15 protein-coding genes and 4 tRNA genes are annotated in these 13,730 nt (G+C 65.8%); 6 read left to right on the forward strand and 13 right to left on the reverse strand.

Annotated elements, in window-relative coordinates:
• Positions 1 to 4: 4 nt before the first annotated feature.
• Positions 5 to 994 (forward strand): type VI secretion system protein TssA, encoded by a 990-nt coding sequence (gene tssA, locus KY496_RS02290; RefSeq protein WP_005669869.1) that lies wholly within the window; start codon positions 5 to 7, stop codon positions 992 to 994.
• A gap of 22 nt (positions 995 to 1,016) precedes the next feature.
• Here tssA and phaP read toward each other — a convergent pair whose 3' ends face one another.
• Both phaP and KY496_RS27005 read right to left on the reverse strand, forming a co-directional pair.
• Positions 1,017 to 1,589: a TIGR01841 family phasin gene (phaP, locus tag KY496_RS02295; protein ID WP_005669871.1), complete on the reverse strand. Its 573-nt coding sequence runs from the start codon at positions 1,587 to 1,589 to the stop codon at positions 1,017 to 1,019.
• Positions 1,590 to 1,670: 81 nt separating this feature from the next.
• Entirely contained in the window at positions 1,671 to 1,991 is a 321-nt protein-coding gene (locus KY496_RS27005; protein ID WP_229409906.1) for a hypothetical protein, read from the reverse strand.
• Between the two features lie 16 nt (positions 1,992 to 2,007).
• Here KY496_RS27005 and cueR point away from each other — a divergent pair, with 16 nt between their 5' ends.
• On the forward strand, positions 2,008 to 2,397 hold the full coding sequence (gene cueR / locus KY496_RS02305) for a Cu(I)-responsive transcriptional regulator (RefSeq protein WP_273029310.1): 390 nt from the start codon (positions 2,008 to 2,010) through the stop codon (positions 2,395 to 2,397).
• A 101-nt stretch (positions 2,398 to 2,498) separates the two neighbouring features.
• On the opposite strand, the gene KY496_RS02310 is transcribed toward cueR, so the two are convergent.
• The 4 genes from KY496_RS02310 to KY496_RS02325 all read right to left on the reverse strand — a co-directional run bounded on the left by KY496_RS02310 (position 2,499) and on the right by KY496_RS02325 (position 2,983).
• A tRNA-Leu gene (locus tag KY496_RS02310) sits at positions 2,499 to 2,583 on the reverse strand.
• A 75-nt stretch (positions 2,584 to 2,658) separates the two neighbouring features.
• Positions 2,659 to 2,743, reverse strand: a tRNA-Leu gene (locus tag KY496_RS02315).
• Between the two features lie 37 nt (positions 2,744 to 2,780).
• A tRNA-Leu gene (locus KY496_RS02320) sits at positions 2,781 to 2,865 on the reverse strand.
• A gap of 33 nt (positions 2,866 to 2,898) precedes the next feature.
• Positions 2,899 to 2,983 (reverse strand) — tRNA-Leu (locus tag KY496_RS02325).
• Positions 2,984 to 3,334: 351 nt separating this feature from the next.
• On the opposite strand from KY496_RS02325, the gene rnr reads away from it, so the two are divergent.
• From rnr to KY496_RS02345, 4 genes are all read left to right on the forward strand, one after another.
• The gene (gene rnr, locus KY496_RS02330) at positions 3,335 to 6,082 is read left to right on the forward strand and encodes a ribonuclease R (protein WP_081589981.1); all 2,748 of its coding nucleotides are present in this window, start codon (positions 3,335 to 3,337) and stop codon (positions 6,080 to 6,082) included.
• Positions 6,083 to 6,107: 25 nt separating this feature from the next.
• Complete coding sequence (gene rlmB / locus KY496_RS02335) at positions 6,108 to 6,851, forward strand: 23S rRNA (guanosine(2251)-2'-O)-methyltransferase RlmB (RefSeq protein ID WP_005669879.1); 744 nt, start codon at positions 6,108 to 6,110, stop codon at positions 6,849 to 6,851.
• A 133-nt stretch (positions 6,852 to 6,984) separates the two neighbouring features.
• Complete coding sequence (gene cysE / locus KY496_RS02340; protein ID WP_005669881.1) at positions 6,985 to 7,725, forward strand: serine O-acetyltransferase; 741 nt, start codon at positions 6,985 to 6,987, stop codon at positions 7,723 to 7,725.
• A 26-nt stretch (positions 7,726 to 7,751) separates the two neighbouring features.
• Positions 7,752 to 8,435, forward strand: coding sequence for a YceH family protein (locus KY496_RS02345; protein ID WP_219863697.1), 684 nt, complete (start codon positions 7,752 to 7,754; stop codon positions 8,433 to 8,435).
• A gap of 7 nt (positions 8,436 to 8,442) precedes the next feature.
• Here KY496_RS02345 and KY496_RS02350 read toward each other — a convergent pair whose 3' ends face one another.
• From KY496_RS02350 to KY496_RS02380, 7 genes are all read right to left on the reverse strand, one after another.
• Positions 8,443 to 9,168: a hypothetical protein gene (locus KY496_RS02350; RefSeq protein ID WP_219863699.1), complete on the reverse strand. Its 726-nt coding sequence runs from the start codon at positions 9,166 to 9,168 to the stop codon at positions 8,443 to 8,445.
• A gap of 5 nt (positions 9,169 to 9,173) precedes the next feature.
• Positions 9,174 to 10,151, reverse strand: a complete 978-nt coding sequence (locus KY496_RS02355) for a hypothetical protein (protein WP_005669887.1) — start codon at positions 10,149 to 10,151, stop codon at positions 9,174 to 9,176.
• A complete protein-coding gene (locus tag KY496_RS02360) occupies positions 10,148 to 11,068 on the reverse strand; it encodes an ABC transporter ATP-binding protein (protein ID WP_184237814.1) in 921 nt (306 codons plus the stop codon). Before KY496_RS02360 ends, KY496_RS02355 begins: the two co-directional genes overlap by 4 nt.
• On the reverse strand, positions 11,065 to 11,439 hold the full coding sequence (locus tag KY496_RS02365) for a GntR family transcriptional regulator (RefSeq protein ID WP_005669890.1): 375 nt from the start codon (positions 11,437 to 11,439) through the stop codon (positions 11,065 to 11,067). Before KY496_RS02365 ends, KY496_RS02360 begins: the two co-directional genes overlap by 4 nt.
• Positions 11,440 to 11,585: 146 nt before the next feature.
• The gene (locus KY496_RS02370; protein ID WP_219863700.1) at positions 11,586 to 12,344 is read right to left on the reverse strand and encodes a UDP-2,3-diacylglucosamine diphosphatase; all 759 of its coding nucleotides are present in this window, start codon (positions 12,342 to 12,344) and stop codon (positions 11,586 to 11,588) included.
• 31 nt (positions 12,345 to 12,375) lie between these two features.
• Positions 12,376 to 12,867: a peptidylprolyl isomerase gene (locus KY496_RS02375; RefSeq protein WP_005669893.1), complete on the reverse strand. Its 492-nt coding sequence runs from the start codon at positions 12,865 to 12,867 to the stop codon at positions 12,376 to 12,378.
• Positions 12,868 to 12,924: 57 nt separating this feature from the next.
• Complete coding sequence (locus tag KY496_RS02380; protein WP_005669895.1) at positions 12,925 to 13,593, reverse strand: peptidylprolyl isomerase; 669 nt, start codon at positions 13,591 to 13,593, stop codon at positions 12,925 to 12,927.
• Positions 13,594 to 13,730 lie beyond the last annotated feature (137 nt).

The following is a 13,730-nucleotide window of genomic DNA, read 5'->3' on the forward strand; positions in this document are numbered from 1 at the left end:
CGCCATGCTGGACACCGATGCTTTGCTGGCGCCGATCGCGCCCGACAATCCCTGCGGCGACGACCTGGCTTTCTCGCCCGAGGTCGACGAGATCGCACGCGCGCGCCTGGCCGACGACCCGTCGCTGGAGCAGGGTGCCTGGGTCACGGCGCTCAAGGAAGCCGACTGGAAGCTGGTCGGCAAGCGCTGCGCCGGCTTGCTGCAAACCCGCAGCAAGGACTTGCAACTGGCCGTGTGGCTGGCCGAGGCGAACGCGAAGACCGGCGGCATGCGCGGCCTGGCCGAGGGCCTGGGACTGGTGGCGGCGCTGTGCGAGCGCTACTGGGAAGGCCTGCACCCGCAGGCCGACGAGGATGGCTTCGAGCGCCGCATCGGGGTCCTGGCCTGGCTGGCGGGCCGGATCGCGCCGCTGGTCAAGACCATGCCGCTGGCGGAGAACGGCGTGCTGACCCTGCAGGCATGGGAAGTCGCGCGCGCCAGGGGACCGGAAGCGGTGGCCGAACTGGAGACCGCGCGCGCGCGGATCAAGGGCGATGTCGTGCAGGCGCTGCTGGCCGATTGCGAAGCCTGCCAGGCCGCCTTGCAAGAGCTGGAACGGGTGGTCGACGCCCAGCTCGGCGCCGATGGGCCGGGATTCAGCGTCGGGCGCGCCGCGCTGCGCGACGTGGACGACCTGATCAAGCCGGTGGCGATGGCGGGAGCGGCGCCGACCGAGGCGGCGGCGGCCGGCGGCGCGGGTATGGCGTCGACGGCGGCGCTGCCGGCGCGGGTCGACGGACAGGTGGCGCACCGTGACCAGGCGCTGGCCCAGCTGCGCCAGGTCGCCGAATTTTTCCGCCGCACCGAGCCGCATAGCCCGGTGGCTTACCTGGCCGAGAAAGCCGCGCGCTGGGGCGAGCAGCCGCTGCACGCCTGGCTGCGTTCGGTGATCAAGGATGACGCCTCGCTGGCGCGGCTGGAAGACTTGCTGGGGATCGAACATCCGGCGCCGTGACGCCGGACGTCCATGGGGCCGGTTACTCGGCTTTTTCGGTCCTGGCGGCGCCCGGCGTCACCATCGCGCTGGCGCGCTCGAACTGGGCTTCGACGGTCTGCACCGCCTGGCGGGTGGCCTGGGTCACCTGCTCGTAGCCCTTGAAGGCATTCTCGATCGCGGCCTTGATGATCTCGACCGCGTTTTCCGAGCCCGGCTTGACGTTCTGGGTGACGTCGTAGATCAGCGCCGACAGCGTGTTTTTCGCTTCCGCCACGTGGGCATCGGCGGCGCCGCGGAATTCGTCGTGCATCTCGTCGATGATGGCCTTGAGCTGGGCCGCGTATTCGGTGGCATTGGTGACGCCGGCGGCCGGCTGCATGCGCGCGGCCAGGGTGTCGAACGCCGCTTTCGGATTGCCGGCCTGGGTGGCTTCGGCCATGCTGCGGCCGGCCGCCATCGTGCTGTCGACCGAGGTCTTGGCGGCGTTCAGGTTGAGGGCGACGACCTGCTCGACGCCCTTGACGGTCTTGCCGGCCAGGGCGTTGAAGGTCTGCATCTGCAGGTCGAACAGGGTTTTCGTGGCGTTTGCGAACTGCTCCGGGTTGGTGAACATGGTCGTCTCCTCAGTGGCTGCTCTGTTATGGTATGAGATCGAACGGCGATGTTTGTCAACACGCCGCGCCTTCCACTTTCATTATTTAACAACAATGAGTTTTTCGCAACGCATGTCCCGATAGGGGCCGTTTGATTTTTCCCAGCCTTCGCCCAGCGGGGTCTGGGAACAGGCCAGCTCGCCGGTGAGCTTGCTGCGCCATTGGTAATAAGGCGCCGGTCCGGCCAGGGCGGAGGAGAGGATGAGGACGAGTGCCAGCCCGAGGGCCGCGGGTCGGAGAATCTGCATGGCTCCATGCTCGGACGTTCTCGACCGCAAGTCAAGCGTCGCTTGAGCTTCCCACGGTGGGAAGGTGTATGCTTGCTCGGGAAAAAGGTCGGAAAACAACGGGAGAAATGCCATGCAGTCCACACCCAAGCTGAACATCGGCGACGCCGCGCGCGCGTCCGGCGTGACGGCGAAGATGATTCGCCATTATGAATCGATCGGCCTGGTGAAAGCGCCGCACCGCACCGAGGCCGGTTATCGCCTGTACGGCGAACAGGACGTGCGGGTGCTGCAATTCATCCATCGCGGTCGCGCGCTCGGGTTTTCGCTGGACCAGATCAGGGATTTGCTGGCGCTATGGGAAGATAAACGCCGGGCCAGCGCCGACGTGCGCGCGATGGCGCTGGCGCATATCGCCGAGCTGGATCGCAAGATCGCGGAAATGGCAGCGATGCGCAGGACGCTGGAAAGCCTCGCCGCTTCCTGCCATGGCGACGATCGTTCGGATTGTCCGATCCTGGACGACCTGGCGACGCATTGAAAGCAGGGCGCAAGAAGGGAGAAAAACGCAAAACGCCGTAGTCCTCATGAGAAGGCTACGGCGTTTTGCGGGACGATGCGTCCGAAAAACAAGGTAGATTTTGGTGCCCACGGAGGGACTCGAACCCCCACACCTCGCGGCACATGGACCTGAACCATGCGCGTCTACCAATTCCGCCACGTGGGCACTGATTACTGCAAACACTACGCTTACTTCCGCGTGGACGGAAATCCGTCCACCCTACAACGATCAGGTAGATTTTGGTGCCCACGGAGGGACTCGAACCCCCACACCTCGCGGCACATGGACCTGAACCATGCGCGTCTACCAATTCCGCCACGTGGGCACTGAAACAACCGCACAACCATACAACCAGAAAACGTTGGTGCCCACGGAGGGACTCGAACCCCCACACCTCGCGGCACATGGACCTGAACCATGCGCGTCTACCAATTCCGCCACGTGGGCGTTTTCTGTACAACAAACAACCAGTCAATCTGTTGGTGCCCACGGAGGGACTCGAACCCCCACACCTCGCGGCACATGGACCTGAACCATGCGCGTCTACCAATTCCGCCACGTGGGCACTGCAAACCAACTCTGCTACAATAGCAGGCTTTGTCATTTTCCGCTAGATCAACATTTCCAGATCGTCACGCCAACTACACCGCTTGCCACTGCTGCTTTCTTCGCTTCGTCGTTGCCGCCGTTGCTGAAGAGAGCGAGATTATAGCGGATGATTTTCAATAGTCAAAGACCCACGATGAAGTTCCGATCGGGGCAATGAATAAACTTCGCGCGATGTCCCGCAGCACGCCACGTTAGGCGAATCGGATGGACCTCCGTTACACTACGCCTGTCAAGGTGTCAATCAAGCATGACGCCGCCTATTATTCATGAGCGGCGCAATTACTGGCCAAAAGAAAAAAGAACCGATTTGAAGCAACCTACTCATACCATTCCAAGCCGCGAGGAAATCCTCGCAGTCTTCCGCGAAGCTTCAGGAGCGCTCGATGCGGCCGGCCTGGCGCGTGCCCTCAAGGTCAAGCCCGCCGCCCAGGAAGTCCTGGGCCGCCGCCTGAACGCCATGGAGCGCGACGGCCAGATCCGTTCCGACCGCAGCGGCACCTATATGCTGGCCGACCACTCCGGCTTCATCGCCGGCCGCGTCAGCGCGCATCGCGACGGCTTTGGATTCGTGATCCCGGACGAGCCAGGCCCAGACCTGTTCCTGTCCGACCGCGAGATGCAGAAAGTGCTGCACGGCGACCGCGTGATGGCGCGCGTGACCGGCCAGGACCGCCGCGGCCGCCAGGAAGGCTCGATCGTCGAAGTCGTCGAGCGCGCCAACACCCACATCATCGGCCGCCTCCTGAACGAAGGCGGGGTCTGGATCGTCTCGCCCGAAGACCAGCGCATCAGCCAGGACATCCTGGTCTCTGGTTCGCCGGGCAAGGCGCGCGCCGGGCAGGTGGTCAGCGTCGAGCTGCTCGAGCAGCCGGGCCGCTTCCAGAAGCCGACCGGCCGCATCACTGAAGTGCTCGGCGAACTGGACGACCCGGGCATGGAAATCGAGATCGCGGTGCGCAAGTTCGGCGTGCCGCACGTGTTCTCGGCGCCGGCACTGAAACAGGCCGCGCGCCTGCCGAACGAAGTCGTGAACGCCGACCTGGCGGACCGCGTCGACCTGCGCGACGTGCCGCTGGTGACCATCGACGGCGAGGACGCGCGCGACTTCGACGATGCGGTCTACTGCGAGCCGGTCAAGATCGGCGCTGCCCGCGGCTTCCGCCTGCTGGTCGCGATCGCCGACGTCAGCCACTACGTGAAGCCGAACGACGCGCTCGACGCGGACGCGATCGAGCGCAGCACCTCGGTCTATTTCCCGCGCCGCGTGATCCCGATGCTGCCCGAGAAGCTGTCCAACGGCCTGTGCTCGCTGAACCCGGCGGTCGACCGTTGCACGCTGGTGTGCGACATGGTCGTCACCGAGGACGGCGAAGTCACCGCCTACCAGTTCTACCCGGCCGTGATGCACTCGGCGGCGCGCCTGACCTATAACCAGGTGGCCGACATCCTGGCCAGTACCGACGGCGAGGAAGCGCAGAAGCGTCCGGCCATCGTCCCGCACCTGCTGAACCTGAACCAGGTGTTCCGCGCGCTGCTCAAGGCGCGCCAGGAACGCGGCGCGATCGATTTCGAAACGACCGAAACCTATATCGTCTGCAACGCGCTGGGCAAGATCGAGAAGATCATCCCGCGCACCCGCAACGACGCGCACCGCCTGATCGAGGAGTGCATGCTGGCCGCCAACGTGTGCGCCGCCGACTTCCTGCTGCGCCACAAGCATCCGGGCACCTTCCGCGTGCACGCGGTGCCGACCGAGGAAAAGCTGAACCAGCTGCGCACCTTCCTCAAGCAGGTGGGCCTGAACCTGGGCGGCGGCAGCAAGCCGACCGCGCGCGACTACGCCGCTGTGATGCAGGAAATCCGCGAGCGTCCCGACGCGGCCCTGTTGCAGACCATGCTGCTGCGCTCGATGCAGCAGGCGGTCTACAGCCCCGACAACGTCGGCCACTTCGGCCTGGCCTACGAGGCCTATGCCCACTTCACCAGCCCGATCCGCCGCTATCCCGACCTGCTGACCCATCGCGCGATCAAGGCGATCCTGCTGGGCAAGCGCTACGAGCCGAAGGGCATCGAGCTGGGCAAGCTGAACACGACCCAGTCGAACGCCGCGCGCAAGCAGGCCGCCAAGGACAAGGCCGAAGGAAAGCCGCAGAAGAGCGAGAAGGACCTGACCGTCTGGGACGCGCTCGGCGTGCACTGCTCGGCCAACGAGCGCCGCGCCGACGAAGCCTCGCGCGACGTCGAGAACTGGCTCAAGTGCTTCTTCATGCAAGACAAGATCGGCGAAGAGTTCACCGGCACCGTGGCCGGCGTGACCACCTTCGGCATCTTCGTGCAGCTCGACGAGCTGTTCGTCGAGGGCCTGGTGCACATCACCGAGCTGGGCGCCGACTACTTCCAGTACGACGAGGCGCGCCATGAACTGCGCGGCGAGCGCACCGGCCAGCGTTACCAATTGACCGACCGCGTGACCGTCAAGGTGGCCCGCGTCGACCTGGAGTCGCGCAAGATCGACCTGACCCTGGCGGCGCCGGGCGCCCAGGCCCAGGCCGAGCGGGCGCCGCAGGCGAAGGCGCCATCCGCGCCGGCGGCCCTGCCGTCGCCGCTCGAGCGCGCGCTGCAGGCCGCGCACGAGGCCACCGAAACGAAGCCGCCGAAGTCGCGCAAGGCGCGCGCCAAGGCCGTGGCCGAGGGCCTCTTGAGCGCGGCGGCGCCCGCTGCGGCTCCAGTCCCCGCTCCGGCTCCGGCGATCGAGGACGAGGCCGAGGAAGACGTGGTCTTCGTGCCGCCGCCACGCAAGCCGCGCGCGGCCAAGACCGCCGCCACCGGCGTCGCCAAGGTCCCGGCCAAGGCGGCGAAGAAGGCAGTGGCCGCGGCCCCTGTCGCCGAGGCCCCGGCGCAGGCGCCAGTGAAGGCGCCAGCGAAGGCGCCAGCCAAGCCGGCGGCGAAGAAGGCCGCAGCGAAACCGGTAGCGAAAACCGCCGCCAGGAGCACGACAAAAGAAGCCGCACCCAAGGCGGCCAAGACCGCATCCAAAACCAGCAAGACGAAGTAAGAGAAAGTAAGAGAAGAAGTAAAGAATGAAAAATAAAATGATTTTCGGCTTCCACGCCGTGACCTCGCGCCTGCGTCACGAGGCCCAGTCGGTGGAAGAGATCTTCGTCGACGCCGAGCGCAACGACGGCCGCATGAAGGACCTGATCGCCAATGCGAAGGCGGCCGGCGTGCGTGTGATGCCGGTCGACGCCTCGCGCCTCGACAAGATCACCGGCACCCGCCGCCACCAGGGCGTGATTGCCTTCGCCAGCCAGCTGGCGCTGGCGCGCAACCTGGACGAGCTGCTCGACGCCATCGAGGGTCCGCCGCTGCTCCTGATCCTGGACGGCATCACCGATCCGCACAACCTGGGCGCCTGCCTGCGCGTGGCCGACGGCGTCGGCGCGCACGCGGTGATCGTGCCGAAGGACCGCGCGGTCGGCCTGAACGCCACCGCCGCCAAGGTCGCCAGCGGCGCGGCCGAGACCGTGCCCTACATCACCGTCACCAACCTGGCGCGCACCATGCGCGAGCTGAAGGAGCGCGACATCCTCCTGATCGGCACCTCGGACGACGCCGAACGCGGCCTGTACGAAGCCGATTTCACCGGCCCGGCCGCCCTGGTCATGGGTTCGGAAGGCGAGGGCATGCGCCGCCTGACGCGCGAGACCTGCGACGTGCTGGTCAATATCCCGATGTTCGGCTCGGTCGAGAGCCTGAACGTGTCGGTCGCCTCGGGCGTCTGCCTGTACGAGGCGCGCCGCCAGCGCATCGCGCGCGAAGGCTGATGTTCTCGCCCGAGTAGTATGGCTGCAACGGCCTGGCATCGCGTCCAGGCCGCTTCCCTTCGCAGCAACATCCCCACGAGCATTCCATTCCCGGATCGGCTACCATGAAAGCCGTTCCATCCTGAGCGTCACCATGTTTTTCTCACGACTGCGCGAAGACATTCGCAACATCATCGAGCGCGATCCCGCCGCCCGCAACGGCTGGGAAGTGCTGACCTGCTATCCGGGCCTGCACGCCATCGTCGCCCACCGCTGGGCCCACGCCTGCTGGCGCATGGGCCTGAAATGGCTCGGCCGCTTCATCGCGCACCTGGCCCGCATCGTCACCGGCATCGAGATCCACCCCGGCGCCGCGATCGGCCGCCGGGTCTTCATCGACCACGGCTTCGGCGTGGTGATCGGCGAGACCGCCGTGATCGGCGACGACTGCACCATCTACCAGGGCGTCACGCTGGGCGGCACCACGCTGGTGGCCGGCACCAAGCGCCATCCGACGCTCGAGCGCGGCGTGATCGTCGGCGCCGGCGCCCAGGTGCTGGGCGCCTTCACGGTCGGCGAATACGCCAAGATCGGCTCCAACGCGGTGGTGGTCAAGCCGGTGCCGGCCGGCGCCACAGCGGTCGGCAATCCGGCCCACCTGATCCAGAAACAAGACCAGTCGCGCAGCGCGCGCATGTTCGCCGCCTATGGCGTTACGCCCAACGGCGACGACCCGCTGTCGAAAGCCCTGCGCGGCCTGATCGACCATGCCGCGCGCCAGGACGAGCAGATCGAGCGCCTCACCGAGACGGTGCGCGCGGCCGGCCTGTGCTGCCCGCGCGTGCAGGAGGGTGATAAACTCGACTCGGAACAACTGAACCGGTTGGTCGATTAAGTAGATTAAGTAGATGAAGGAATCGCATGACGAACGAAGCGACTGGCGGCGCCGACGCCGCAGCCGTGCTTGACCCGGTAGAGCTGCGCGTGCTGGCCGTGCTGGCCGAAAAAGAAGCGCTGACCCCCGATAACTATCCGATGTCGCTGAACGCGATCGTGAACGGTTGCAACCAGCTGTCGAGCCGCGATCCGGTGATGCAGCTGTCGGACGACATCGTGCTCGACACCCTGCAGCGCCTCACCGAACGCAAGCTGGTGGGTGCCATCTCGCAGGCCGGCGCCCGCGTGGTGAAGTACGAGCACCGGATGCGCATCAAGTGGACGCTGGAGCAGGACAAGCTGGCCGTGCTCACGGTCCTGATGCTGCGCGGCCTGCAGACCGCCGGCGAAATCCGCACCCGCAGCGGGCGCCTGCACGAGTTCAAGAGCGTGCAGGATGTCGAGACGGCGCTGCAGTTCCTGATCGACAAATACCCGCCGCTGGTGGTCAAGCTCGACCGCGCGCCGGGCACCAAGGAATCGCGCTACGGCCACCTGCTGGGCGGCGAGATCACCATCGTCGCCGGCAGCGAGCAGACGTCCAGCAGCGCGAGCGGCCTGACCCAGGGCGGCCGCATCGCCCAGCTCGAAGAAGAAGTGGCGTCGCTGCGCGGCCAGATGGGTGAGCTCAAGGCCCAGTTCGAGGCGTTTCGCCAGCAGTTCCAGTAGGCGTTTCTTATTCCAGTTCGACCAGCGCCTCGTCGCTCCACGACATGTCATGGAGCGGCGCCATGAAGCTGCGCCGGCGGGATTCGAGCAACGCGCTGCGGTTTCCCTCGTGCAGTATGGCGCGCACGAGCCGTTCCCGCACGTGGAAGGCATAGCCTGCCTTCCCCTTGTCGAGAAAGGTGCACCAGTCGCGGGTGCGCAGCAGACCGTTGATGGTCAGCGTCCACATCAGGCCGATCTCGTTCTTCGAGATCGCCACCCACACCTTGCACTCGAGCCGCAGGTCGCCCAGCCGGCGCACGTTTTCCGGCAGGCCCGGGGTGCGCACATGCGGCTGGATGCGATAGCGGCTGCTCTTCTGGTTCAGCACCAGCTCACTGTTCGCGGCCTTCGCTTCTTCGCTGCGCGGCACCACGTACTCGCCGCGCGCATCCGGCGCGATCGGCAAGACGAAACCGCCATCGCCCTCGAGCCGCACACGGACGGTGGCGTCGGACGCGGGATCGCGCGGTGGCTGGACCCGAAAGCGCAGGGCGTCGACGCCAGGCGCGAGGTGATGGTGATGGTCGAAGGCGTCGAGTCCGGCCAGGATCGACGTGTAGCGCCGGACTTCCGGATCGCGCACCGCATTGACGTTGATCGTATCCGGATTGTCCGGCGCGCTGCGATCGGCAGCGCTGGCCAGGCTGGCGCCGAACAGCGCGCCAGCCAGCAGCGCAGGCAGGACGCGCATCGCGCTCAGCCTTCGTCGCGCCAGCGGCGCAGGCGGATCGCCCCGTAGATCATCGCGCAGCCGGCGACGGCGGCGATCCACACCGCGGGCGAGGCCAGCGTGCCGTAGGACAGGCCGAGCAGCATCGGCGCGTCGAAGCCGGCATTCTGTTCGGCCAGCGCCCTGCCATTGACCTCGCCGAACCAGATGCCCGGCATCAGGCCGCCGAGGATGCGCGCCACCACTTCTTCGCCGAACCACTTGACGTTCAGGCTCAGCCCCGAGAAGCGGCCGACCAGGAAGTCGAACCAGGCCAGCAGGGCCAGCGCCACCAGGGGCACGCCCACCGCCCACAGGAACACCTTCGAGCGGGCCCAGCTCGACACCAGCAGCAGCCAGCCGACCGTCGGCAGCGCCCACAGGATGTACAGCGGCACGAAGGCCAGCAGGTAGAGCGGGGACAGGTAGAAGTTCGCGTTGGCCAGCACCGGGGCGATCAGGTTGACGCCCTTGACCGCGCTGGCCAGCAGGCCAAGCACCAGCAGCACGAGGGACGTGGCGATGCCGATCGCCACCGTCAGCAACGGCGCCACCACCAGCGCGACCGCGGCCTTCGAGAGCACGGTCTGCCCGTCCGACATCGGCAGCGACTTCCAGAACAGGATGCTGCGGTCGCGCCGTTCGTCGTGCAGGGCGGCCAGGCAGTAGAAGAACACCACCACCGGCAGCACCAGGAACAGCGGCGCCGTGATCGCCAGGTAGCTCGAGGCCGCCATCGCCGCCGCCTTGGCGACCATCTCCGGCGGGACGCCCTCGATCGTGATCATCTGCTGTCCATTGTGCTGGATATGGAAGGCGGAGGAGGACAACGCGTACAGGAAGCCGCCGCCGAGCAGCAGCACCAGGGCCGCCGCCACCGCCAGCGGCGCATAGACGAACGCGCCCTTGTGTTCCCACAGTTCGCGCCGGATCAGCCATTTCATCGTGCTCATGTGCGTGTTCATGCGTAGCTTCCTTTCATGGTGGCGACGAACAGGTCGGCCACGCTCGGGTGGCGCACTTCGCCGAGGGCTTCGAGCTGGCTGCGCGACAGGCCGCCCGCGCGCTCGGTATCGAACAGCATCACCGACTTGCCGAACATGGCGCGCTGGTCGAGCGGCTGCAGGGCGCGCGCCGCGGCGGCCTTTTCGTTCGGCACCATCACCTCGACGTAGCGCCGGCCGATCTCTTCCATCGAGGCCGCCAGCGCGATCTTGCCGTCGCGGATGAACAGCAGGTCGGTCAGGATGTGCTCGACTTCTTCCACCTGGTGGGTGGTGATGACGATGGTTTTTTGTTCGTCAAAGTAGTCTTCGAGCAGGTGCTGGTAGAACTGCTTGCGATACAGGATGTCGAGTCCGAGCGTCGGCTCGTCCAGCACCAGCAGCCGGGCGTCGATCGCCATCACCAGCGCCAGGTGCAACTGCACGACCATGCCCTTCGACATTTCCTTGACCTTCATGCCTGGCCTCAGCCTGGTGTTGGCGATGTAGCGTTCGGCCTTGCTGCGGTCGAAGCGCGGATGCACGCCCTCCACGAAGTCCACCGCGTCCTTGACCCGCAGCCAGCGCGGCAGGATGGCGACGTCGGCGATGAAGCACACGTCCTTCATCAGGTCGTCGCGCCGGGTGCGCGGATCGAGGCCCAGCACGGACAGCTCGCCCTCGAACGGGATCAGGCCCAGGGCCGCCTTGAGCGTGGTGGTCTTGCCCGAACCATTGGGGCCGATCAGGCCGACGATGCGCCCGGCCGGAATCTCGAAGTCGATGCCGTCGACCGCCACCTGCTTGCCGTAGCGCTTGGTCAAGCCGCGTGCGGACAGGACGGCGCCGGAGGCCGGGCTCGCAGACGTGTCATGGACCGCGTCTTGAACGGTGTTCATGCCGCACCTCCCTGTGGATTGCCGCTGTCGCGCAGCAGCTGTTCGACATCCAGCCCCAGGCGGCGGATGCGCTCGACCATGGCCGGCCACTCTTCGCGGACGAAACGTTCGCGTTCGCTTGCCAGCAGTTTTTCGCTTGCTCCCTCGGTGACGTACATGCCTATTCCCCTTCGTTTTTCCACCAGGCGCTCGTCGACGAGTTCCTGGTATGCCTTCGACACTGTTATCGGGTTCAGTTGGTACTCGGCGGCGATCGATCGCACCGAGGGCAGGGCGTCGCCGGCTTTCAACACGCCGTCGAGCATCATGCCGACCACCCGCTCCTTGAGCTGGCGGTAGATCGGGGTGCTATCGTTCCAGTCGGCGCTCATCGGTGGCCTCCCTCACGGCGCCTTGCAGTGTAATGCTCATGCATGCCTCCTTGGTGATGTATTGCGGTGGTGTTGTAGTGAACTATAACACCATAGGCGTAAATGTAAAGATGCAGACGTCGGGTTTCATCCCGACATCGCCGTTCCTACTGCGTCAGTTCGGTAAAGTCGTGGCGCACGATACTGCCGTCGGCGTGCAGCGCGAACCAGCCGCCGCGCATCGGCTCGGCGTCGAGTTCCCAATCGGGCAGCACGTAGCGCAGCTTCTTTCCATGCTCGTGCACGGCGGGGCGGTGGGTATGGCCATGGATGATGACGTCGGCCCCGGTCTCGAGGAACACGGCGTCGATCGCATCGGGCGTGACGTCCACGGTCTCGTACGCTTTCCCGGTGTGGGCGTCGCGCGAACCCTGGCGCAGGCCGGCGATGATCGCCTTGCGCTGGGCCAGCGGCATGCCGAGGAAGTTGGCTTGCCAGGCGGGTTGGCGCACCTGGGCGCGAAACGCCATGTATTGCGTGTCGAGCGTGCACTGGGCATCGCCGTGCAGCAGGGCCACGCGGCGCGCGCCGGCCTCGATCACGTGCGGGTCTGCCAGCTGCTGCAGGCCGGCGGCCTGGGCGAAGGCGTCGCCGACCAGGAAATCGCGGTTGCCGGCCATCCAGTAGACGGCGGTGCCGGCGTCGGCCACCGTGCGGATCGCGGCGACCACCTGCGCGTTGAACGGGTCGGCGAGGTCGTCGTCGCCGGCCCAGTATTCGAAGATGTCGCCGAGCAGGTAGAGCCGCTCGGCCTGCACCGCGCGCTCCTTCATGAAGGCCAGGAAGGCCTCCAGCGTGCGCGGGTGCGAGACCTGCAGGTGCAGGTCGGAGATGAACAGCGCGAACGGGCGCCCAGTACACGTCATCGGATTGACCGGTGCCAGTGCGCGCCGCGCATTACAGCACTTCGATCTTTTCGATGATGACCGCGTCGACCGGCACGTCCGAGTGCATGCCGCTGCGGGTGGTCTTGACGCCGTTGATCGCGTCGACCACGTCCTGGCCTTCGGTCACCTTGCCGAACACGGCGTAGCCCCAGCCGTCCTGGCCCGGGTAGTCGAGGAAGGCGTTGTTCTTGGTGTTGATGAAGAACTGGGCCGATGCCGAGTGCGGCGCCGAGGTGCGGGCCATGGCCAGCGTGTACTTGTCGTTCTTCAGGCCGTTCTTGGCTTCGTTCTCGACGGTCGCTTCGGTGGCTTTTTGCTTCATGCCTGGCTCGAAGCCGCCGCCCTGGATCATGAAGTCCTTGATCACGCGGTGGAAGATGGTGTTGGTGAAGTGGCCCTTGCCCACGTAGTCGAGGAAGTTGGCAACGGTCTTCGGTGCTTTTTCGGCGTCCAGCTCGGCGGTGATATTGCCCTGGTTGGTGGTGATGAGAATGGTCGTCATGGCTTGTCCTGTTCTATGGGTTGTTGTTTGCCCGGTATTGCAACTGCGGCAAAACCGTTATTTTACTAGCTTGTCGCCCTTCAGCAGGGTGACGTTCGTAATCTTGATCGGCACCACTGGCACGTTCTGCATGCCGCGCACGTCGTCGACGACCACGCCCTTGATCTTGTCGACCACCTCCTGGCCCTTCACGACCTTGCCGAACACGGTATAGCCCGAGCCCTTGACGAAGGGATGGTCGATGCCGGAATTGTCGGCCACGTTGATGAACCATTGCGAGGTCGCGCTGTCGGGGTTGTCCTCGCGCGCCATGGCGATGGTATAGGGCTGGTTCGACAGGCCGTTATCCGACTCGTTCTTCACCGGCTTGAGGGTTTTGCGGCCCTCGAATTTCTCGTTCATGCCGCCGGCCTGGATCATGAAGCCGTCGATCACGCGGTGGAAGATCGTGCCCTTGTAAAAACCCGACTTGGCGTAGGCGGCGAAGTTGGCGACGGTTTTGGGGGCTTTTTCCTGGTCGAGCTGGACGACGATCTCGCCCATGGTGGTCTTGATCGCATACTGCGGGCCGACCATGGCCGGGGCCGAGCTGGCCTCGGGCGCTGCCGCCGGATCAAAGGCTTCCTGGGCCGGCGCGGCGCCTGCGAACAGCAGGCCGCAGGCGAGCAGGGCGGTGGCGCCCGTCATGCGGGCGAGCAGGGATCGGCGGGTGATCGATGACGACATCTGGCTTCCTCTGATGGACCTCGCGCAAGGCGCTGTCAAGGGTTTTCCCGAAAAATAAAGCTGGACCGTAGGCGGCCAGCCGGGATTTTATCAATGCTATACTTTACGAAAGGCGTTCGTAGTCAAGCGCCCCATTC

Source organism: Massilia sp. NP310, from assembly GCF_019443485.1.
Lineage (GTDB): Bacteria > Pseudomonadota > Gammaproteobacteria > Burkholderiales > Burkholderiaceae_D > Telluria > Telluria timonae.